The following is a 17,627-nucleotide window of genomic DNA, read 5'->3' on the forward strand; positions in this document are numbered from 1 at the left end:
ATACAACAAAAGAGAACCTAAGTTCTCTTTTGTTGAGGTAAAACAATCTCTATTGTTGTTCCAATATTTAATTCACTCTTTAAAGAAATAGTTCCTTTATAATGAGAGACAATATGTTTCACAATAGCCAAACCAAGCCCCGTTCCTCCTCGTTGTTTACTTCTTCCTTTATCAACACGATAAAATCTTTCAAAGACACGATTTTGATCAGCTAATGGAATACCAATTCCTGTATCTTCCACGACAATTTTCATGCCATCTCCTTGTTCCTCTATGTCCACATATACTTTTCCATGATCTTTATTATACTTAATAGCATTGCCAATAACATTATTTAACAAAGTATAAATCTGTTGATGATTTCCTATATATGTCACATCTTCAAAATCATATTCCATGCAAATATCATGCTTAGCTAGTTCTACCTCATAGCTTTCAAGTACCTCTTCTACAATACCTCTCATTTTAAGCGGCATCATTTCTGCTTCAATATCCATACTTTCCAATCTCGACAGCATCAATATATCATTAATCAATCTAGACATACTATCCACTTCTGTTTGAATCTTTTCTAACATCATTTGTTTTTGTTTATCATTTTGTACAACACCTTGTGCCAACAAATCACTATATCCTCTAATTGAAGTCATTGGTGTTTTTAATTCATGTGAAACATTAGAGAAAAATTCACTACGCATTTTCTCTGCTTTTTTTGATGCTGTAATATCAACAAATAATAATGTTGTTCCAAAATCAACACGCGAAATATAACAAGCATAAATATTATGATCAATTTTAATTTCAACTTGCTGTTTCATAATATTGTTTTGTAACGCCTGAATAATATCAGGAAAATAAAGATAGTCAAGAATGCGATCATGAACTTTCATATTACCTAAAATAGAAATAGCCTTTTCATTGATACTTAATATTTTATAATCTTCATCTAATAAAACAAAGCCTTCATTCATCTGTTTTAATATTTCATCAATTTTAATTCTTTCTAACTTTACTTGACGCATAGATTTACGTAATCTATGTGATAAATTATAAATTGTATCTACAATTACATTAAATTCCTGATAGTCATAATCTTTTAAATCAACTCTAAAATCTTTGCTCATGCGATCTAAACTTTCACTAATTTCAATAATCGGTTTAGAAATAGTTACAGCTAGTTTTCTTGATAAAACAAAAGCTATGAAAAACGAAATCACACTACTTAATGCAAACGCTGGAATCAGTGATGTTAAATAATCTGTTATGCCATGATAAGGTATAGACAAACGCACAATATGGTCACCTTGATCATATAAAGCAACATAAAGTGTATCTTCATGTGTTGTTTCTGATTTTCTTTGGGCATAACCCTCGCCTTTTTGAATAGCTTCCTGTACTTCATCACGATCTAAATGATTTTCAGAAATGGAAGCACGTGCAGTATCGGCAATAACATTTCCTTGTAAATCAATAATGCTGATACGTGTTTCATCACTATAAGCAAGAGGATTAAGTTCATCAATTTGTTCATCCAAATTTTGATTATAATCTAAAGCATAATCAATTAATTTGAGTGAATAAAGCATATCATGTTTTGTTGTATCTAATATACTATTGGAAACAAGCATTGCAGAAATCGTACAACTGCTAAGTAAAGCAACAATTAAAATAACAATAAAATAACGGAGGATAGACTTAGTCATATTTATCCTCCTCTTTTTCAACAAAACGATATCCAACAGAACGAATTGTTTTAATATACTTTTCTCCATCATCATTTAACTTTTTACGCAATGAACGTATATGCACATCCAACGCTCTTGATTCCCCAATAAAATCATATCCCCAGATATTATTTAATAATTCATCTCTTTCTACAACACGATCTTTATTTTCTATTAAATAAACCAACAATTGATATTCCTTGTGTGTTAAATCCATCACTTCTTGATGGTGTTTAACAATATGTGTTGATTTATCAATTGATAAAGATGGCGTTTTTAAGACTTTTGATTTTGGATGAACTCTTCTTAACAATGTACGAACGCGAGCGCATAACTCTAAAACCCCAAATGGTTTTGTCATATAATCATCACTACCACTATCTAAACCATGAATTTTATCAATTTCACTATCTTTAGCACTTAAAATTAAAATAGGTGTTTCAGTGTTTGTTTCTCTAATTTTTTTAACTGCAGAAATGCCATCCATTTGAGGTAGCATCACATCAAAGATAGCTAAATCAGGTGCATCTCTTTTGAATTCTATAATCGCATCAATTGCGTTATCAAATAAAGTAACCTGATATCCATTAGATTCAAGAGAGAGTTTCACTATCTCTTGAATATTTTCATCATCTTCGATGACAAAGATACGTTCGTTCATTGTTATATTCCTCCTAAATCAATCTTTGATCATTAACTGAACCTGTTTGATTAAACTCTAACCATTCACAGATATTAACAGCATGATCCCCTACTCTTTCTAAATACTTCGCAATCATCAAAAAGTCGATACAATAATCAATCTTTTCACCGTTTTCTTTAATGATTTCAGCAACTTCTTGTTTCACTTCTTCAAATAAAGTATCAATTTCATCATCCATACTTTTTACCAAACGAGCTGTCGATAAATCTTTTTTTATAAATGAATCAATCGCTTCATGCACCATCATTTTTGCTTTTTTAGCCATTGTTGGTATATGTTCCACTGTACGATAAGCATGTTTTCCTTCAAAATTCATAAGAATTTCAGCAATATCAGCAGCCTGATCACCAATTCTTTCCAAATCAGTCACAATCTTTAAAGCTGTTGTGACATTTCTTAAATCAGTCGCAATCGGTTGTTGACGTAAAATAAGATTGAATGCTCTCGATTCTACAGTTCTTTCCATATCATTAATCAAACGATCGTTTGTAATGATTTCTTTAGCCAAAGCTTTATCTTGATGTTTAAAAGCATCAATCATATTTTCAATAGCCAATTCAACAAGATGTCCCATTTTTGTTAAATCAACATTTAATTTTTCTAATTCCTGATCAAATAATTTTCTCATCATTTTACTATACCTCCATTATATTTGTTTTTACACAAAAACTCAACTCTTAACCAAAACGACCAGTAATGTAATCTTCTGTACGTTTATCTTTAGGCATTGAGAAAATATCTTGCGTTTTCCCATATTCTACCATTTCACCAACCAAGAAGAAAGCTGTATAATCTGCAATACGTGAAGCTTGTTGCATATTATGTGTCACAATCGCAATTGTATATTTATCTTTCAATTCTAATAATAGTTCTTCTATTTTTAATGTTGAAATAGGATCTAATGCACTCGTTGGCTCATCTAATAAAATGACTTCTGGTTCCACAGCTAGACATCTGGCAATACATAGACGTTGTTGTTGTCCTCCTGATAAACCTAATGCTGAAGTGTGTAAACGATCAGCCACTTCATCATATAAAGCTGCAGCTTTTAAACTTTTTTAACAATTTCATCTAATTTCTTTTTATTTTTAATCCCATGTATTCTAGGTCCATATGCCACATTATCATAAATACTCATTGGAAATGGATTGGGTTGTTGAAATACCATCCCTACTTTTTTACGTAAAACTGTTGTATCAACACGTGAATCATAAATGTTTTCACCATCTAGTGTAATCTCTCCATCTATTTTAACATTATTCACATAATCATTCATTCTATTTAAAGTCTTTAAGAATGTTGATTTCCCACATCCAGAAGGACCTATAAACGCTGTAATTTTATTTTCTTCAATATCTAAATTCACATTTTTTAAAGCATGTTTTTCTCCATAATGAAGATTTAAGTTTTTTGAACTAATTTTTACACTCATCTTTTTACCCATCCTTAATCTACTTTATTAACATCAAATCTTTTAGAAATCCATTTTGCTAAGAAATTTAATACCAAAACAACAATAACTAAAATCAATGCAATAACAAAAGCTACTTCATAATTTGCTTTAGCCATTTCAAGATACAATTGAATAGTCAGTGTTCCTCCACTTGAAAACAAATGGTCAAAGAGTCCTACTGGTAAGGTAGATAAACTTCCTGCCGTAAATAGCAACGCCGCTGATTCAGCAACAATTCTTCCCATCGCTAAAATAATTCCTGTTAAAATACCTGGAATGGCACTTGGTAATAAAACGGTACGAATCATATACCATTTTGTTGCACCAATTCCCAATGCCGCTTCACGATAACTTTTTGGTACAGCCTGCAGGGCAACTTGTGTATTTCGTGAAATAATTGGTAAAATCATAATTGCTAAAGTTAAAGCACCTGTTAAAATGGAATAACCTAACTTTAATAATGTTCCAAAGAATAACATCCCAAATAACCCATAAATAATGGAAGGAATTCCTGCTAAAACTTCTGTTGTAAAGGAAATGATTTCTACGAATTTTTTATTTTTCGCATATTCATTTAAATAGATTGCTCCACCAATACTAATTGGCCCAGCAATAATCAACGTCACAACAATCATATAAACAGTATTGATAATATTAGGTAAAATACCAACTGTATCTTTTAAAACACTTGTTGTATTGACTAAGTATCCAAAATTAAAACTTGGAATACCTTTAATCAATATATATCCAATAATAATAACTAATAAACCAACAGAAATAAACGTGGATAATTGAATAAGAAAATTTAAGATTTTGTCACTTACTCTACTTTTTTGATTAAAAATACTATTTTCCATCTTCTCCACCTCGTTTTAAAATCAATGTTAAAATCAAATTAATAATTAAGATAAAGATAAATAATACTAAGCCGATTGTAAACAGGACTTCTCTATGTGTCCCAGATGCATAACCCATTTCCGAAACAATTCCCGTTGTTAAAAAACGAACTGAATTAAAAGGTAATGGTAAATTTACTGAGTTTCCTGCTACTAATAAGATTGCCATCGCTTCTCCAATTGCACGTCCAACGCCTAAAACAATTGCTGACATAATTCCATTTTTAGCAGCCGGTAAAACGACTTTAAAAATTGTCTGCATCTGACTCGCACCTAGTGCCAATGAACTTTTACGATAATCATCAGGCACTGTTTTTAATGATGTTTCTGTAATATTAATTAAAGTCGGTAATATCATAATCGCTAATACCAAGATTGCTGAAATCAAATTGGCCCCGCCTGTAAATTGATGTGTCTTTGACCCAGAATAAATTGCTAATTCTAATTGATACATCAATGGATTAATAATCAGTATTCCTAACAATCCATAAACCACTGATGGAATACCTGCTAACAATTCAACTGCTGATTTAATAATACTACGTACTTTAGGATTGGCAATTTCAGCCAAATTCACTGCTGTTAAAATACCTATTGGTACTCCAATCAAAATCGCAAAGAACACACCAACAATAGATGTTAAGATAATGTTAAGAATCCCATATTGTGGATCGGATGCTGTTGGTGCCCAAACATTACTAAATAAAATTTCTGTGAGTCCCACTTTAAAAATAGCTGGAGTTCCAGAAACAAACATATAAGCGGTGATTCCTACAACCGCAACAATAGATACAACAGCACAACAAATAAAAATAATTGCTGCTGTTTTTTCTACTATTGATTTTGTTTTTCTATTTGCAATAATAGATGCCATCTTTTTTCCATACTTAGCCCCTTCTTCTACTTTTTTGCTTTCAAAACAATGCTAGTTTATATCTTTTCTATGAAAAGAAATAGCAAGTTTTTGTATAAAGAATGTTAAGATTACGTTAAATATGAAAAACTCATTTAAAAATCGAGTTTTTTCTCTTTACCTATTCTTTACAAAAATTATAACTAGGAAAAAACATTTTATACAAAAAAGAGGTACTTCTATACCTATCATGTTTGATTCTTTCGTATCTTGGATTAAAATAATATATCAGCATCCTATATATTTAGCATAGGTATCACCAATTCCTTATTAATGCATATAAAATTTTTTTGATTTATGAAAAAAGTGAACCAATACCTGATTCACTTCTTAAAACTTTATCATAATCTTTAATGTTTCACTATTTTGCACTTACTAGACCAACTGAAGAAATAACTTTTTGTCCAGCGTCACTATCAATAAATTCAAATACTGCTTGAACTTGTTCAGATTGTTCACTGACTTCACCTTTTGTTGCCATAACAAATGGTCTTTGTAATGTATAAGTCTGATCTTTAATTGTTGCTTCACTTGGAGTCACTCCATCTAACTGTAAAGCTTTAACACTATCACTTAATGCATCCAATGAAATATAACCAATAGATCCTGGTGTAGATTGAACTGCTGCTGCAACTGCTCCTGTTTCATTTAATGTTTGTGCTAAGTCACATTGATCAGCAATATCTAAAATTTCTTCAAATGCATCTCTTGTCCCTGAACCACTTTCACGTCCAATAACAACGATTTCTTGATCTGCTCCACCAACTTCACTCCAGTTTTTAATTTTACCAGTGTAAATATCTTTTAATTGTTGTGTTGTTAAATTTGTTGCAGTATTAGCTGAATCAGTAACAATCGCAATACCATCTAAAGCCACAACGTTTTCTACTAAACCTTTACCTTTTTCTTCATCAGTTAATGCTCTTGAAACATCTCCAATGTCTGCCGTTCCATTTAAAACAGCTTCAATTCCTGCACTAGAACCTGTAAATTGTGGCTCTAATTGTAAACTTGGATAAGTTTCTACAATGCCTTCCTTTAATCCATTAACAAGTTTTTCCATTGATGTAGAACCATTTAATGAAACTTTTCCGCTTACTTCACTTCCATTTGCAGCAGAAGAATTATCTCCACCACCATTATTTCCACATCCTACTAAACTAAAACTTAATACACACGCTAATAATAAAGCTGAGATTTTTTTCATATTTTAATATCCTTCCTTTTTTATCATTCGTCTTTATTGACACACATAGTGTATATCTTTTAGGATACTAGAAAAATCATATTTATGTATAAAATTTGTTAAGATTACGTAAAAACTACAATGATTCAAAACAATAATCTAAATAAAAGCTTAACCCACCACTTAATACATAGACTTTTTTGTAACCTCTTTGCATTAAAATTCTGGCACAATTATAGGCTCTTACACCTACTGCACAATAAATTACTATTGTCTTATCTTTATCTAATTCTTGATAACGTTGAACTAATTGTCCATATGGAATATGAGAAGAACCTTCAATCCACATATGCTCTCTTTCTTCATCTTCTCTAACATCTAAAGTGATGACCTGTTCTTTTTGAATCTGATATTCGTCTGGTAACATCAAGCACACCATCCCATTTTCAATATTTTCAGCCACATAACCAAGCATATTAATCGCATCTTTCGCCGAGGCAAAAGGTGGTGCATAAGCAATATGTAAATCCTTAAGATCAGTAATTTTTCCATGTAACTGGATAACTGTTGAAATCACATCAATGCGTTTATCAACACCTTCATAGCCTATCACCTGCGCACCTAATATATGAAGTTGATGATCATAGATAGCTTTTAAAGTCAATGGCATAGCATTTGGATAGTAACCAGCATGTGATTTTTGTTGAATAATCACAACTTCATAATCTTGATGTCTTTGCAATCCTTGTGCCTGTAACTGTTTTTCATTAAAACCTGTACTTGCCGCTGCCATGTCAAAGACTTTAATAATACTGCTACCTAGCGATCCTAAATAAGATTGATGTTCACCAGCAAGATTGTTTGCTAAAATACGCCCCTGTTTATTCGCTGGTCCTGCTAAAGGAATCATTGTTTTTTGATGATTAATGAAATGTTCAACTTCAATTACATCTCCCACAGCATAAATATCAGGTATTGATGTCTGTAAATATTGATCAACAATAATGCCACCTCGAGAATTGCATGCAATACCTGCTTTTTTTGCAAGCTCACTTTGAGGTTTAACACCGACTGATAAAATGACCATATCATAGACTTTTTCAAAACGATCTGTATTCACTTTAATTTGTCCTTCAACATCTTCAAAACCAATTAATTCAGTCTTTAAATAAAGTTGTACTTGATGTTGATGTAAATGTTTATGTATCGGCTGAACCATTTCAAAATCTAAATTATTTAATATTTGTGGACTTCTTTCCACAATATCCACATGGACATCTAATTGACGTAAGTTTTCAGCTGTTTCAATACCAACAAAACCCCCACCAACAATACAAACATTTTGAATATCTTCTTTCAATACTTTTTGCTTAATTCTATCAAAATCATCAAATGTCCATAATTGTTGAATAGCAGAATGTTGATGTCCATCAACTGGTAAAACAATGGGTGATGAACCCGTCGCAATGACTAAGCAATCATAACTTTCTTGATAGCTTGTATGATGTTGATGATCTTGAACCATAACACATTTATGTTCAGTCTGAATGTCGATCACTTCACACATAATTCTTACATCTATTTGAAAACGTTCGTTAAATAATTGTGGTGTCATCAACAACAACTGACCTTTGCTTTCTATTTCTCCTGATACATAATAAGGCAATCCACAATTGGCATAGGATATATATTGTTCCTTTTCAAAAATGACAATTTCAATATCCTTATCCAATCTTCTTAAGCGTGCAGCCGTTGAAGCACCTGCTGCCACTCCTCCAATAATAACGACTTTCATAATGTAAAATCCTCCTTGTTTTTATTGTAAAACATCCTGCCACGAAAGTAAATCTATGTGCTTATGTATGTACAAAAAAGAGATACATATGTACCTCTTACAAATCACATATTCCTGTTCCTTCTCCATACATTGCATACCAGTCTGCATTGAAATCATCCACTGCTTTTTCTATGTTTGGATTCTTAAAAATTTGTTTCAACACTTCTACTGGTGCTGTGATGGACTGTGCGCCATAGTTGAAAGCATCTCTTACCTGTTGCACTCCTTTGAATGAGGCTGCCACTATCTTTGTATCATATCCATCCATCACAATACGATTTGATAGTTCATTGATGAGTTCCATTGGATCGGCTCCCAAGTTTCCAATACGATTGACATATGGGGCAATATAGTCTGCTCTAGCAGCTAGTGCCATATATCCCTGCATTAAATCATAGACAGCTGTGGCTGTGACATTGACACCTTCAGCTTTCAAGATTTTAATGGCTTTGATTCCTTCATAAGATACTGGCACTTTGATATAGACTTGATCATCAATTTCTTCGAGTATTCTATGTGCTTCTTTTACGATTGTATCACAGTCTTTAGAAATAACCTGAACATGCAAACTTCTTTCTTTGCCAATAATCTCTCTGATTTCACGCATATGTTCAAAGAAGTTTTGAGGACTTGTTTTCTTAACAATTGATGGATTGCTTGTCACTCCAACAATTGGCATATATTCCACTGCTTCTTTAATTTCATCTAAATTAACTGTATCTATAATAAATTCCATTTTTATTCCCTCCTACAATGTCTGTTCTGTTCTTTCAATAATATCATCCTGTGTTGCTTTCGATAAAACATTAAAGAATGCTGAATATCCTGCAACTCTCACAATTAAATCCTTGTGTTTTTCTGGATGTTTTTGAGCATCAATCAATGTATCTCTTGATACAACATTATATTGCACATGGTATCCTTCTAATCTATTAAAGAATGTTTTCATCATCATTTCTAGTTTTTGTTTATTTTCTTCACTTGATAACATCTGTGGTGTCACCTTTTGATTTAATAAGACTCCACCTGTAATTTCATGTGTTGGTAATTTAGAAACAGATTTAAAAACTGCTGTTGGTCCACTCTTATCACAGCTATGAGCTGGTGAACAACCTTCTGCTAAAGGTGTACGTGCTTTTCTTCCATCAGGTGTTGCCATCGTTCCAAAACCTTGTCCCACATTGGCAGAAACAGAAGATGTTCCAGCATAACGAATACCACCAATTGGTCCACGTCCATATCTTGTATTTGGATATTTTTTCATTTCATCAATATAAGATGCATATGCATCAACAACCAATTGATCGACATCATCATTATCATTTCCATATTTAGGTGCATCATTCATTAACATTCTTTGAATTCTTTGACCTTCTTCACCTGCAAAGTCACTCACAAGGGCATCCCATAATTCTTGTCTTGAGATTTTCTTTTCCTCATAAACTAATTTTTTGATTGCTGATAAGCTATCTGCCATATTGGCAATACCAACTTGAAGTCCTGAAATAAAGTCATAAACAGCTCCACCTTCTTTAATTGTCTTTCCTCGTCCAATACAATCTTCTGTCAATGTTGAACATAAGACGTCAGGAACATCTCTTTCAGAAGCCAAGTCAATGGCATTTTCAACAATTACACTCATACGTGTTAATTCTCTTACAACCTGATCCCAAGCCTTCATTAAATCATCATATGTTTCCATGTCTGTAAAATATCCACATTCTTTGACAAAACGTTTTCCTGATGTCATATCCACACCATTATTCATCGCAATTAATAAAATTCTTGGGAAATTCATATAACTCATACCTGTACAACGATAACCCCATTTTCCAGGTACAGCTGTTTCTACACAACCAATTGCTGAATAGTTATAAGCATCTTCCTCTTTCACGCCTTTTTCAATAAATGATGGAATAATGACTTCATCATTATTAAAGGCTGGCATACCTGTTCCTAGTTTCATAACTTCAATGGCTTCATCAAAAAATTCCTGATTGATATGTGCATGATAACGTACTGTTAAGTTTGGTTGTGGCAATCTTGTTTGAGCTACTGATTTTAAAACAAGGAATGATAATGGATTGACTGCATCTTGTTTATCTGTTGTTTGTCCTCCAATGGTTACATTTTGATACATTGGACTTCCAGCACTAGAGAATGTATGTGCCTGACTACGAACTTTATTAATTGTTAGTGTTTTAATCCATAAGTTTGTTAGTAATTCAACAGCTTCATCTTCATTTATCAAACCATGATCTAAATCATGTTTTAAATAAGGATACATATATTGATCAAAACGACCATATGATAATGAATGTCCATTAGATTCAATTTGTAAAATCAATTGAATAAACCATACCGATTGAATGGCTTCATGGAAAGTTGTCGCTGGCTGATAAGGCACTTTTTCACAAATACGACTGATTTCTAATAATTCTTCTTTTCTTTTTCCAGTTTCGTTTTCAGCTTTTTCTTTAGCCAAATCACTAAAACGTTTGGCAAATGTTTTGACTGCTTCAATGACAATCAACACGGCATTATAAAATTGATATTTATCAATATTTTCAGGTACACATAAATCCAAATGATCTTTAATATCTATAACTCTTTCTTCATAACCTTTTAATCCAATTTCCAATACTTTTTGATATTCAACAGCTAAATGCGCATCTCCTGAATTTAACTTTCCTTCCATTCCAAAAATCCTGTTTCCATAAAAACACTAACTTCTTCAGGAAGTAAAGCTTCACCTTTAGCTCTTAAGTTATTGTTTTCCCAAAATGGAGCAATCTTTCTTAAGGCTTCTTTTGTTTCTTCTGTAATATAGAAAACATCACCATCACGTTTTTCAAAAGTATCTAATTCTTCCATGACAAATTTCATTGTATATTCAGGGAAGATAGGTGCATCTTTATTTGATGAAGCCTGATTTCCAACAATCAATGTTTCATCTTCAATATAAATAGACATCTTTTCTAAGATATTCTTTAACATATAAGCACGTTTCATAACAGGTGTCTGATTTTTATATTTTTCATAGGCTTCTGTCACAAGCAATGCACGCTGGGCATCAATATAAGGCTTTTTGTCCAATACAACTTCTCTAAAATGATTCATACGTGGTGTTAAATCACCAAAATGTTCAACATTCTTCATTTTTCTTCTCCTTTTTATTTCATTTGAAAGTTTTATGTGTTTCATTTTCAACTATATCTTATCATATAATACATCGAAGTCAATATTTATTTAAATAAAAATATATTTTCTTTCATTCATAAGTTTTTATTTACTAATAGAAACATTTATGATAACATAGAATCAAAAGGAGAATGATTATGGCAAAAGGCATCATCTTTAATATTCAAAAATTTAGTATTCATGATGGTCCAGGAATTCGTACAACCGTCTTTTTAAAAGGTTGTCCTTTAAGATGTCAATGGTGTTCAAATCCTGAATCACAAAATGAAAATATTCAGATTTTATGTAATCATCAAACATGTGTGCATTGTCTTCATTGTGTTCAGACTTGCCCTCAACAAGCAATCACTGATCAAGATGGACATATTCATGTTGATTTTAAGAAATGTACTAGTTGTCTACAATGTGTCCAACAATGCCCATCACAATCTTTATCTTATGAAGGAGAATATCAAGAAGTAGAAGAAATTGTACGTATTTGTAAACAAGATTTACCATTTTATGAAGAATCTCAGGGTGGTGTAACTATTTCTGGTGGTGAAGGAATGGGTCAGCCCCAATTTGTGGAGGCTTTAGTTCATGCTTTAAAAAAGAAAATATTCACGTTGCGATTGAAACAACTGGTTATATCCCAGAAGATACTTTCCAACATTTAGCACCTTTATTTGATTTATTGTTGTTTGATGTCAAACACTATGACAGTCAACAACATTTCTTAAAAACCGGTGTCCATAATGAACTGATTATTAAAAATCTCACTTGGGCATTTCAACAAGGAATCGACATCTTACCTCGTATTCCTGTAATCCCTGAGTTTAATTATTCATTGGACGACGCTAGAGGACTTGCAAAGTTATTAGCACAAATCGGTTTAAAACGTGTACAACTTTTACCTTTCCACCAATTCGGTGAAAAGAAATATGAAATGTTGAATAAAGAATATCTCTATAAAAATCAAAAAGCCCTCCATAATGAGGACTTAAAAAACTATCAACAAATCTTTATTGATGAAGGATTGGATTGTTTTATCTAGGAGCTTAGCTCCTTTTTATTATGAAAACAAAAATTTCATAAATATTTGTATGATAAAAATGATAAGAATTGCATAATGATTTAAAAAATACATATCCATTAAAAATGCACTGATGGAAACAACACTTAAAACAATAGAAAAAAATGTAATGATTTTCATATCACAAAAACCATAGAAAAGAAATGGAATGATGATTTGTGATAAATAAAGTATCATTATCGTTAAACCTATCCTTTGAATCATAACTTTTTCATATTCTTTCCATGTTAATCTTGTGAGTATCATAGTTTGTATTTTCATATCATCTTTTATTGTATCTATTAAAAAATAAACTTCCGTCAACGATACAGCTATCGTTAAAACAAAATGAAAAAATGACAAAGGAATTGTATAAACGATTTGATGATAATTTTCATAATTTGAACATAAAGATATGCAAATAAGCATTAAACCTATATAAATAAAGAAATATTTAAATCTTCTTGTTAAGAATACCATCTTTCAATACAAATTCCTTATCAAAATGAAGTTCATTTAATTCTTCATGTGAGCAGATGATAATCGTTTTTCCCTGTCTGTGTAAATCATCAATCAGTTGATAAAAAAACTTTACACTTTCTTCATCCAATCCTCTAGTTGGTTCATCTAAATAAATAACATTTTGGTCTTCCATAATTGCCTGAATAATACCTAGTTTTTGTTTCATTCCCACACTATATTTTTTTACAGGTATCTTTAAATTTGGATCAAGCAGAAACTTTTTTAATAACGCTCGCACTTTTTGATCATCATAACGATTTTTTAAGTTATACAAAAATTTCAAATTATACAATCCTGTTTCATTTTCTATAAAACATGGATTTTCGATTAACGCTCCAATATGATGTTTATCTTCATAAACAACTTCACCAGCATCACTTTTCATCAACCCTACTGCAATCTTTAATAAAGTAGACTTTCCACATCCATTAGGTCCACTCATTCTTATTAAACTTCCTTCTTCAATACTAAGATACACATCTTTCAAAACAAGATTTTGATGAAATGATTTTGATATATGTTGAAATACAATCATATAAACCCTCCTATTCTTTCATATAAAGTATTCAAAAAATAAATTTGTAAACTTAGATTAATTATAAAAGGCAAAATCAACAAGATAAAATGAGTGATTTTATAAGGACAAAAAATAGCACTCAATTCAATCAACTGATAAAACAAAAAGGATATAAATAAAAGAATAATATATATAAAGTATACAGACAAATGATAAATATGACGAAAAATCAATAAAGGGAAAACATAAACAAAGATAATGAAACTGATTGTTTCCATGAAAATACATTTGATACATTCTTGAATGAATTCATCCTTTGATAATCTGATAAGTATATGATTTAAATTTTGAGAAAGCCTTTTATTACGATAGATAATATAAACAAGAAAATAGAGATTTATTGATAAACAATATGTATTAGAAATCACAATTGTTGTATCAACATATTGTGTCTTGTAACGATAAAGTTGAAAAAGAAGATAGAGATTAATTATACCAAAAAGAATAAAATTTGTTTTATGAAAGAATGATTTTATAAAATATTTACCAATCATAAAGAATCCCTCTTTTTCTAAGTATCCATAACACAACAATCATCAGTAAAGTATAAAAAACAATTCCACCAAAGAATTCAACCCCTGCATATTGATACCAGCTCCCTCCTGGTTCAATTAAACTTGTAGGTAATGGTGATAGAACCAGTGTACTAATTAAAAGTGAATATTCAAAAAATTGATAAATAATAGGTGAATATATAGTAGAAGCAAAGATGGATATAAACAAGATAATAATGGGTAAAGTCCTCATCATATATTTATTTTTAATCAATAGCATACATGGATAAAAACACATATACAAAAAACCTGTCCCAATACTTGAAAGTAAAATAAAAGTCAAAAGATTGATAAAAATATGCTTAGAAAAATAAAGATGTTGTAAAGTTGTGATGTCGTCTTGAAATGTAAAGTCATGGAAAATATTTAAGGATAGTACTAATAGTAAGTGAGTTGCTAAAGTATATAAAAATACTTTTATAAATGTCTTAATCATCCTTTGAAAAATAAAACGCTTATAACCTATACGTATTACAATATTTTTGAAACTTCCCTCATACCACAACATATATTCATCTAATAGTACAACTTCAAGTATCGCTAACATAAATATGACTAAAAATATACCACTTAATCCTCTTTCCCATAACTTTAAATAAGCTTCATTAAAAGATGTTTCTTCTACACCTTGTAGTAGTACAAATAATGTATAATAAACACCAAAAAGGATAGGAATACTGAAAATAACACTCTTTTTAAAGATTTTCCTTAATGGATACATTATATTTTTCCTCCTTAAAAAGACTGAATTGTATTTTATCCAGTCTTTACTACATTAATTAACAGCGGAAAATTTTGCTGTAATAGCTGTTCCGGCAGATGGTTCAAAATTTTCTCCAGATGCTCTAGCTTTGATGTTTAAACTCTTTGACGATGCATTACTACTTGTATAATGCATTTTCGTTAAATTGTTGACATGAATTTTATAATAATCTTTAGTAACTCTTGTTGTAGTAGCACTTGCTTTCACAAAATCTCCATATTTACTTAATCCAGTATCATCTCTTATAGCTTCCATATAACCATAACTACATGATGTATTTTTGGTTTTAGTCGTCTTAGTTGCTGCACTCCATGCACCCCAAGATGGAATTATAAAAACTTCTTCACCTGACCAAGAAATAGCTCCTACACTAACAATTCCTGTCAACAATAATACAAACGATAGTAAACTTGCTTTTAAAAGTTTTTTCATAATATCTTTCCTCCTCTATTAATGATTATATATCTTTCCTACTAATAAACTTTTTTATTTCATATAAGACATCTTTTTTTCATCAACAACAATCGAGTAGGAGAAAATAAATAATTTTATATTTATTTTCGACCTCTCACACCACCGTACGTGCCGTTCGGCATACGGCGGTTTAAATCTATACTGAAATATGTTTTAACTGATATTGGGCTACCATTGATGGTAGTCCTTTTCTATATAATAAATCATTAGTTATTCTTGTTTGAAGAAATGTACTTGCACATCTTGCATATGATTTTCGACTGTTTGCCCAAGTTTTAGCTTGCCATGGTAATGCCCCTAACTTTCTTAGTTGCTTTTCTCTATTTCCTATGGTTTTCCATTTCTTCCATAAGTACATACGTATCCTAAATCTTATTTGTGCATCTAGTTTTCTACAGACTTTTATAAAATTTCCAATACGGTAATAGTTAATCCACCCATTTACAAGTTGTCTTATCTTAAGTATTCTATATTCCCACGATACTGACCAACTTCTATTTGTTAGTTTCCTTAGTTTTGTTTGCAGTGTTGCGATAGATTTCTCATGTGGTTTTGCTTTCCACATAGATGAAAAAGAGTCATAATAGAATCCAAATCCTAGATATTTAATATCATTAGGTTTGGAAACTTTACTTTTAGTCATATTTACTTTAAGTCCTAGTTTCTTTTCTATGAATTTACTAATGTTTTCCATTACTCTATCGGCGGCTTTACTGCTACCCACTAATATAATACAATCATCTGCATATCGTGTGAATCTTAGTCCTCGTGCTTCCATTTCCTTATCTAGTTCATTGAGAACTATGTTACTGAGTAGCGGACTTAGATTTCCACCTTGTGGTGTTCCTACGACTGACTCTTTATATTCATTATCAATCATAATCCCGCTTACTAGAAACTTCCTAATTAGGGATACTATTTCTCCACTCTTTACATCTTTCATGACAAGTGAAATAAGTTTATCATGATTAACTGTATCAAAGAACTTTTCTAGGTCTATATCTACTATCCACTGATAGCCTTCATTCATATATTCCAATGCTTTGATGATTGCCATTTCGCAACATCTATTTGGTCTAAATCCAAAACTATTGTCACTGAATATTGGTTCATAGATAGGTATTAACACTTGGGCTATGGCTTGTTGGACAAATCTATCAAGTACTGTTGGCACTCCTAGATTTCGTATTCCGCCATCGGGTTTGGGTATTTCTACTCTTCTCACAGGTTGTGGCTTATATGTCTTGTTTCGTATACTGTCCTTAATTTCTTCTAGATGTTTATCTAAATAGTCTTTAAGTTCAGCTACTTCCATTCCATCTACTCCACTTGCACCTTTGTTTCGTTTGACTTGTGTAAATGCTAGTTCTAGATTAGTATCACTAAGCATTTCCTCAAGCAATGTGTTATCAGTTTTCATATTTTCGTTACCTCCATTTCTTTCGCTATCCATTATACTCACCTTCCCTACATTCTTCTTTCGGGTCTTCTAGTGTACTCGTCTATCTCCACGGTTTCGTATAATGAAATCAATTCAAAATTCAATAACTGATAGATTTATTCAGTCCTTCGCTCCATGACCATTACAGTCACTTCCTTACTACTACGACTTCTGCTGACTTCTCACTATTCGTTGTTACTGCTGTATCGCTAGTGAGACCTCCCGGGATAAGGTCATATCTCTTTCCTCCCATATATCCGCCACATTTACATATAATAGTCCTATTCCGCAACCTCTTATGACTTCGTGTTGTTTTGCACACTCGTCCCTAT

Annotated in this window: 16 protein-coding genes and 2 pseudogenes; 2 read left to right on the plus strand and 16 right to left on the minus strand. The window is 31.4% G+C overall.

Annotation, left to right across the window (positions count from 1 at the left end):
* Positions 1–17 precede the first annotated feature (17 nt).
* The 10 genes and pseudogenes from NMU03_RS05470 to NMU03_RS05515 form a co-directional block, all read right to left on the minus strand.
* Positions 18–1,703, minus strand: a complete 1,686-nt coding sequence (locus NMU03_RS05470) for a sensor histidine kinase (protein WP_290141650.1) — start codon at positions 1,701–1,703, stop codon at positions 18–20.
* Positions 1,696–2,385, minus strand: coding sequence for a response regulator transcription factor (locus NMU03_RS05475; RefSeq protein WP_290141651.1), 690 nt, complete (start codon positions 2,383–2,385; stop codon positions 1,696–1,698). Before NMU03_RS05475 ends, NMU03_RS05470 begins: the two co-directional genes overlap by 8 nt.
* 13 nt (positions 2,386–2,398) lie before the next feature.
* On the minus strand, positions 2,399–3,058 hold the full coding sequence (phoU, locus tag NMU03_RS05480) for a phosphate signaling complex protein PhoU (RefSeq protein WP_290141652.1): 660 nt from the start codon (positions 3,056–3,058) through the stop codon (positions 2,399–2,401).
* A gap of 46 nt (positions 3,059–3,104) precedes the next feature.
* Positions 3,105–3,859: pseudogene (gene pstB / locus NMU03_RS05485) on the minus strand (phosphate ABC transporter ATP-binding protein PstB).
* Positions 3,860–3,873: 14 nt separating this feature from the next.
* Positions 3,874–4,737, minus strand: a complete 864-nt coding sequence (gene pstA / locus NMU03_RS05490) for a phosphate ABC transporter permease PstA (protein WP_290141653.1) — start codon at positions 4,735–4,737, stop codon at positions 3,874–3,876.
* On the minus strand, positions 4,727–5,650 hold the full coding sequence (gene pstC, locus NMU03_RS05495; protein WP_290141654.1) for a phosphate ABC transporter permease subunit PstC: 924 nt from the start codon (positions 5,648–5,650) through the stop codon (positions 4,727–4,729). Before pstC ends, pstA begins: the two co-directional genes overlap by 11 nt.
* 400 nt (positions 5,651–6,050) lie before the next feature.
* Positions 6,051–6,896 carry a phosphate ABC transporter substrate-binding protein gene (locus tag NMU03_RS05500; RefSeq protein WP_290141655.1) on the minus strand — a complete coding sequence of 282 codons (846 nt, stop codon included), beginning with the start codon at positions 6,894–6,896 and terminating at the stop codon, positions 6,051–6,053.
* 115 nt (positions 6,897–7,011) lie between these two features.
* Positions 7,012–8,670, minus strand: coding sequence for an FAD-dependent oxidoreductase (locus NMU03_RS05505; protein ID WP_290141656.1), 1,659 nt, complete (start codon positions 8,668–8,670; stop codon positions 7,012–7,014).
* A gap of 97 nt (positions 8,671–8,767) precedes the next feature.
* Positions 8,768–9,448 (minus strand): fructose-6-phosphate aldolase, encoded by a 681-nt coding sequence (locus NMU03_RS05510; protein WP_290141657.1) that lies wholly within the window; start codon positions 9,446–9,448, stop codon positions 8,768–8,770.
* A gap of 12 nt (positions 9,449–9,460) precedes the next feature.
* A pseudogene (locus NMU03_RS05515) lies at positions 9,461–11,916 on the minus strand (glycyl radical protein).
* A 134-nt stretch (positions 11,917–12,050) separates the two neighbouring features.
* Here NMU03_RS05515 and NMU03_RS17595 point away from each other — a divergent pair.
* Both NMU03_RS17595 and NMU03_RS17600 read left to right on the plus strand, forming a co-directional pair.
* Positions 12,051–12,569, plus strand: coding sequence for a glycyl-radical enzyme activating protein (locus NMU03_RS17595; RefSeq protein ID WP_353956660.1), 519 nt, complete (start codon positions 12,051–12,053; stop codon positions 12,567–12,569).
* A 20-nt stretch (positions 12,570–12,589) separates the two neighbouring features.
* On the plus strand, positions 12,590–12,946 hold the full coding sequence (locus NMU03_RS17600; protein WP_353956661.1) for a radical SAM protein: 357 nt from the start codon (positions 12,590–12,592) through the stop codon (positions 12,944–12,946).
* Positions 12,947–12,964: 18 nt separating this feature from the next.
* Here the strand turns inward: NMU03_RS17600 and NMU03_RS05530 are convergent, their stop codons facing one another.
* The 6 genes from NMU03_RS05530 to ltrA all read right to left on the minus strand — a co-directional run bounded on the left by NMU03_RS05530 (position 12,965) and on the right by ltrA (position 17,307).
* The gene (locus NMU03_RS05530) at positions 12,965–13,393 is read right to left on the minus strand and encodes a hypothetical protein (protein WP_290141660.1); all 429 of its coding nucleotides are present in this window, start codon (positions 13,391–13,393) and stop codon (positions 12,965–12,967) included.
* A 25-nt stretch (positions 13,394–13,418) separates the two neighbouring features.
* Positions 13,419–14,021 (minus strand): ATP-binding cassette domain-containing protein, encoded by a 603-nt coding sequence (locus NMU03_RS05535; protein ID WP_290141661.1) that lies wholly within the window; start codon positions 14,019–14,021, stop codon positions 13,419–13,421.
* The gene (locus tag NMU03_RS05540; RefSeq protein ID WP_290141662.1) at positions 14,018–14,557 is read right to left on the minus strand and encodes a hypothetical protein; all 540 of its coding nucleotides are present in this window, start codon (positions 14,555–14,557) and stop codon (positions 14,018–14,020) included. Before NMU03_RS05540 ends, NMU03_RS05535 begins: the two co-directional genes overlap by 4 nt.
* On the minus strand, positions 14,547–15,338 hold the full coding sequence (locus NMU03_RS05545; protein ID WP_290141663.1) for a hypothetical protein: 792 nt from the start codon (positions 15,336–15,338) through the stop codon (positions 14,547–14,549). The genes NMU03_RS05540 and NMU03_RS05545 overlap by 11 nt, the downstream gene beginning before the upstream one ends.
* A 54-nt stretch (positions 15,339–15,392) precedes the next feature.
* Positions 15,393–15,812 (minus strand): hypothetical protein, encoded by a 420-nt coding sequence (locus NMU03_RS05550; RefSeq protein WP_290141664.1) that lies wholly within the window; start codon positions 15,810–15,812, stop codon positions 15,393–15,395.
* Positions 15,813–15,990: 178 nt separating this feature from the next.
* Positions 15,991–17,307: a group II intron reverse transcriptase/maturase gene (gene ltrA / locus NMU03_RS05555; RefSeq protein ID WP_290141665.1), complete on the minus strand. Its 1,317-nt coding sequence runs from the start codon at positions 17,305–17,307 to the stop codon at positions 15,991–15,993.
* Positions 17,308–17,627 lie beyond the last annotated feature (320 nt).

This window comes from Allocoprobacillus halotolerans (assembly GCF_024399475.1).
GTDB lineage: Bacteria > Bacillota_I > Bacilli_A > Erysipelotrichales > Coprobacillaceae > Allocoprobacillus > Allocoprobacillus halotolerans.

Coding starts and splice junctions, on each gene's coding strand:
- NMU03_RS05470 (WP_290141650.1), bottom strand. CDS start 1,703: ATGACTAAGTCTATCCTCCGTTATTTTATTGTTATTTTAATTGTTGCT.
- NMU03_RS05475 (WP_290141651.1), bottom strand. CDS start 2,385: ATGAACGAACGTATCTTTGTCATCGAAGATGATGAAAATATTCAAGAG.
- phoU (WP_290141652.1), bottom strand. CDS start 3,058: ATGATGAGAAAATTATTTGATCAGGAATTAGAAAAATTAAATGTTGAT.
- pstA (WP_290141653.1), bottom strand. CDS start 4,737: ATGGAAAATAGTATTTTTAATCAAAAAAGTAGAGTAAGTGACAAAATC.
- pstC (WP_290141654.1), bottom strand. CDS start 5,650: ATGGCATCTATTATTGCAAATAGAAAAACAAAATCAATAGTAGAAAAA.
- NMU03_RS05500 (WP_290141655.1), bottom strand. CDS start 6,896: ATGAAAAAAATCTCAGCTTTATTATTAGCGTGTGTATTAAGTTTTAGT.
- NMU03_RS05505 (WP_290141656.1), bottom strand. CDS start 8,670: ATGAAAGTCGTTATTATTGGAGGAGTGGCAGCAGGTGCTTCAACGGCT.
- NMU03_RS05510 (WP_290141657.1), bottom strand. CDS start 9,448: ATGGAATTTATTATAGATACAGTTAATTTAGATGAAATTAAAGAAGCA.
- NMU03_RS17595 (WP_353956660.1), top strand. CDS start 12,051: ATGGCAAAAGGCATCATCTTTAATATTCAAAAATTTAGTATTCATGAT.
- NMU03_RS05530 (WP_290141660.1), bottom strand. CDS start 13,393: ATGCTTATTTGCATATCTTTATGTTCAAATTATGAAAATTATCATCAA.
- NMU03_RS05535 (WP_290141661.1), bottom strand. CDS start 14,021: ATGATTGTATTTCAACATATATCAAAATCATTTCATCAAAATCTTGTT.
- NMU03_RS05540 (WP_290141662.1), bottom strand. CDS start 14,557: ATGATTGGTAAATATTTTATAAAATCATTCTTTCATAAAACAAATTTT.
- NMU03_RS05545 (WP_290141663.1), bottom strand. CDS start 15,338: ATGTATCCATTAAGGAAAATCTTTAAAAAGAGTGTTATTTTCAGTATT.
- NMU03_RS05550 (WP_290141664.1), bottom strand. CDS start 15,812: ATGAAAAAACTTTTAAAAGCAAGTTTACTATCGTTTGTATTATTGTTG.
- ltrA (WP_290141665.1), bottom strand. CDS start 17,307: ATGGATAGCGAAAGAAATGGAGGTAACGAAAATATGAAAACTGATAAC.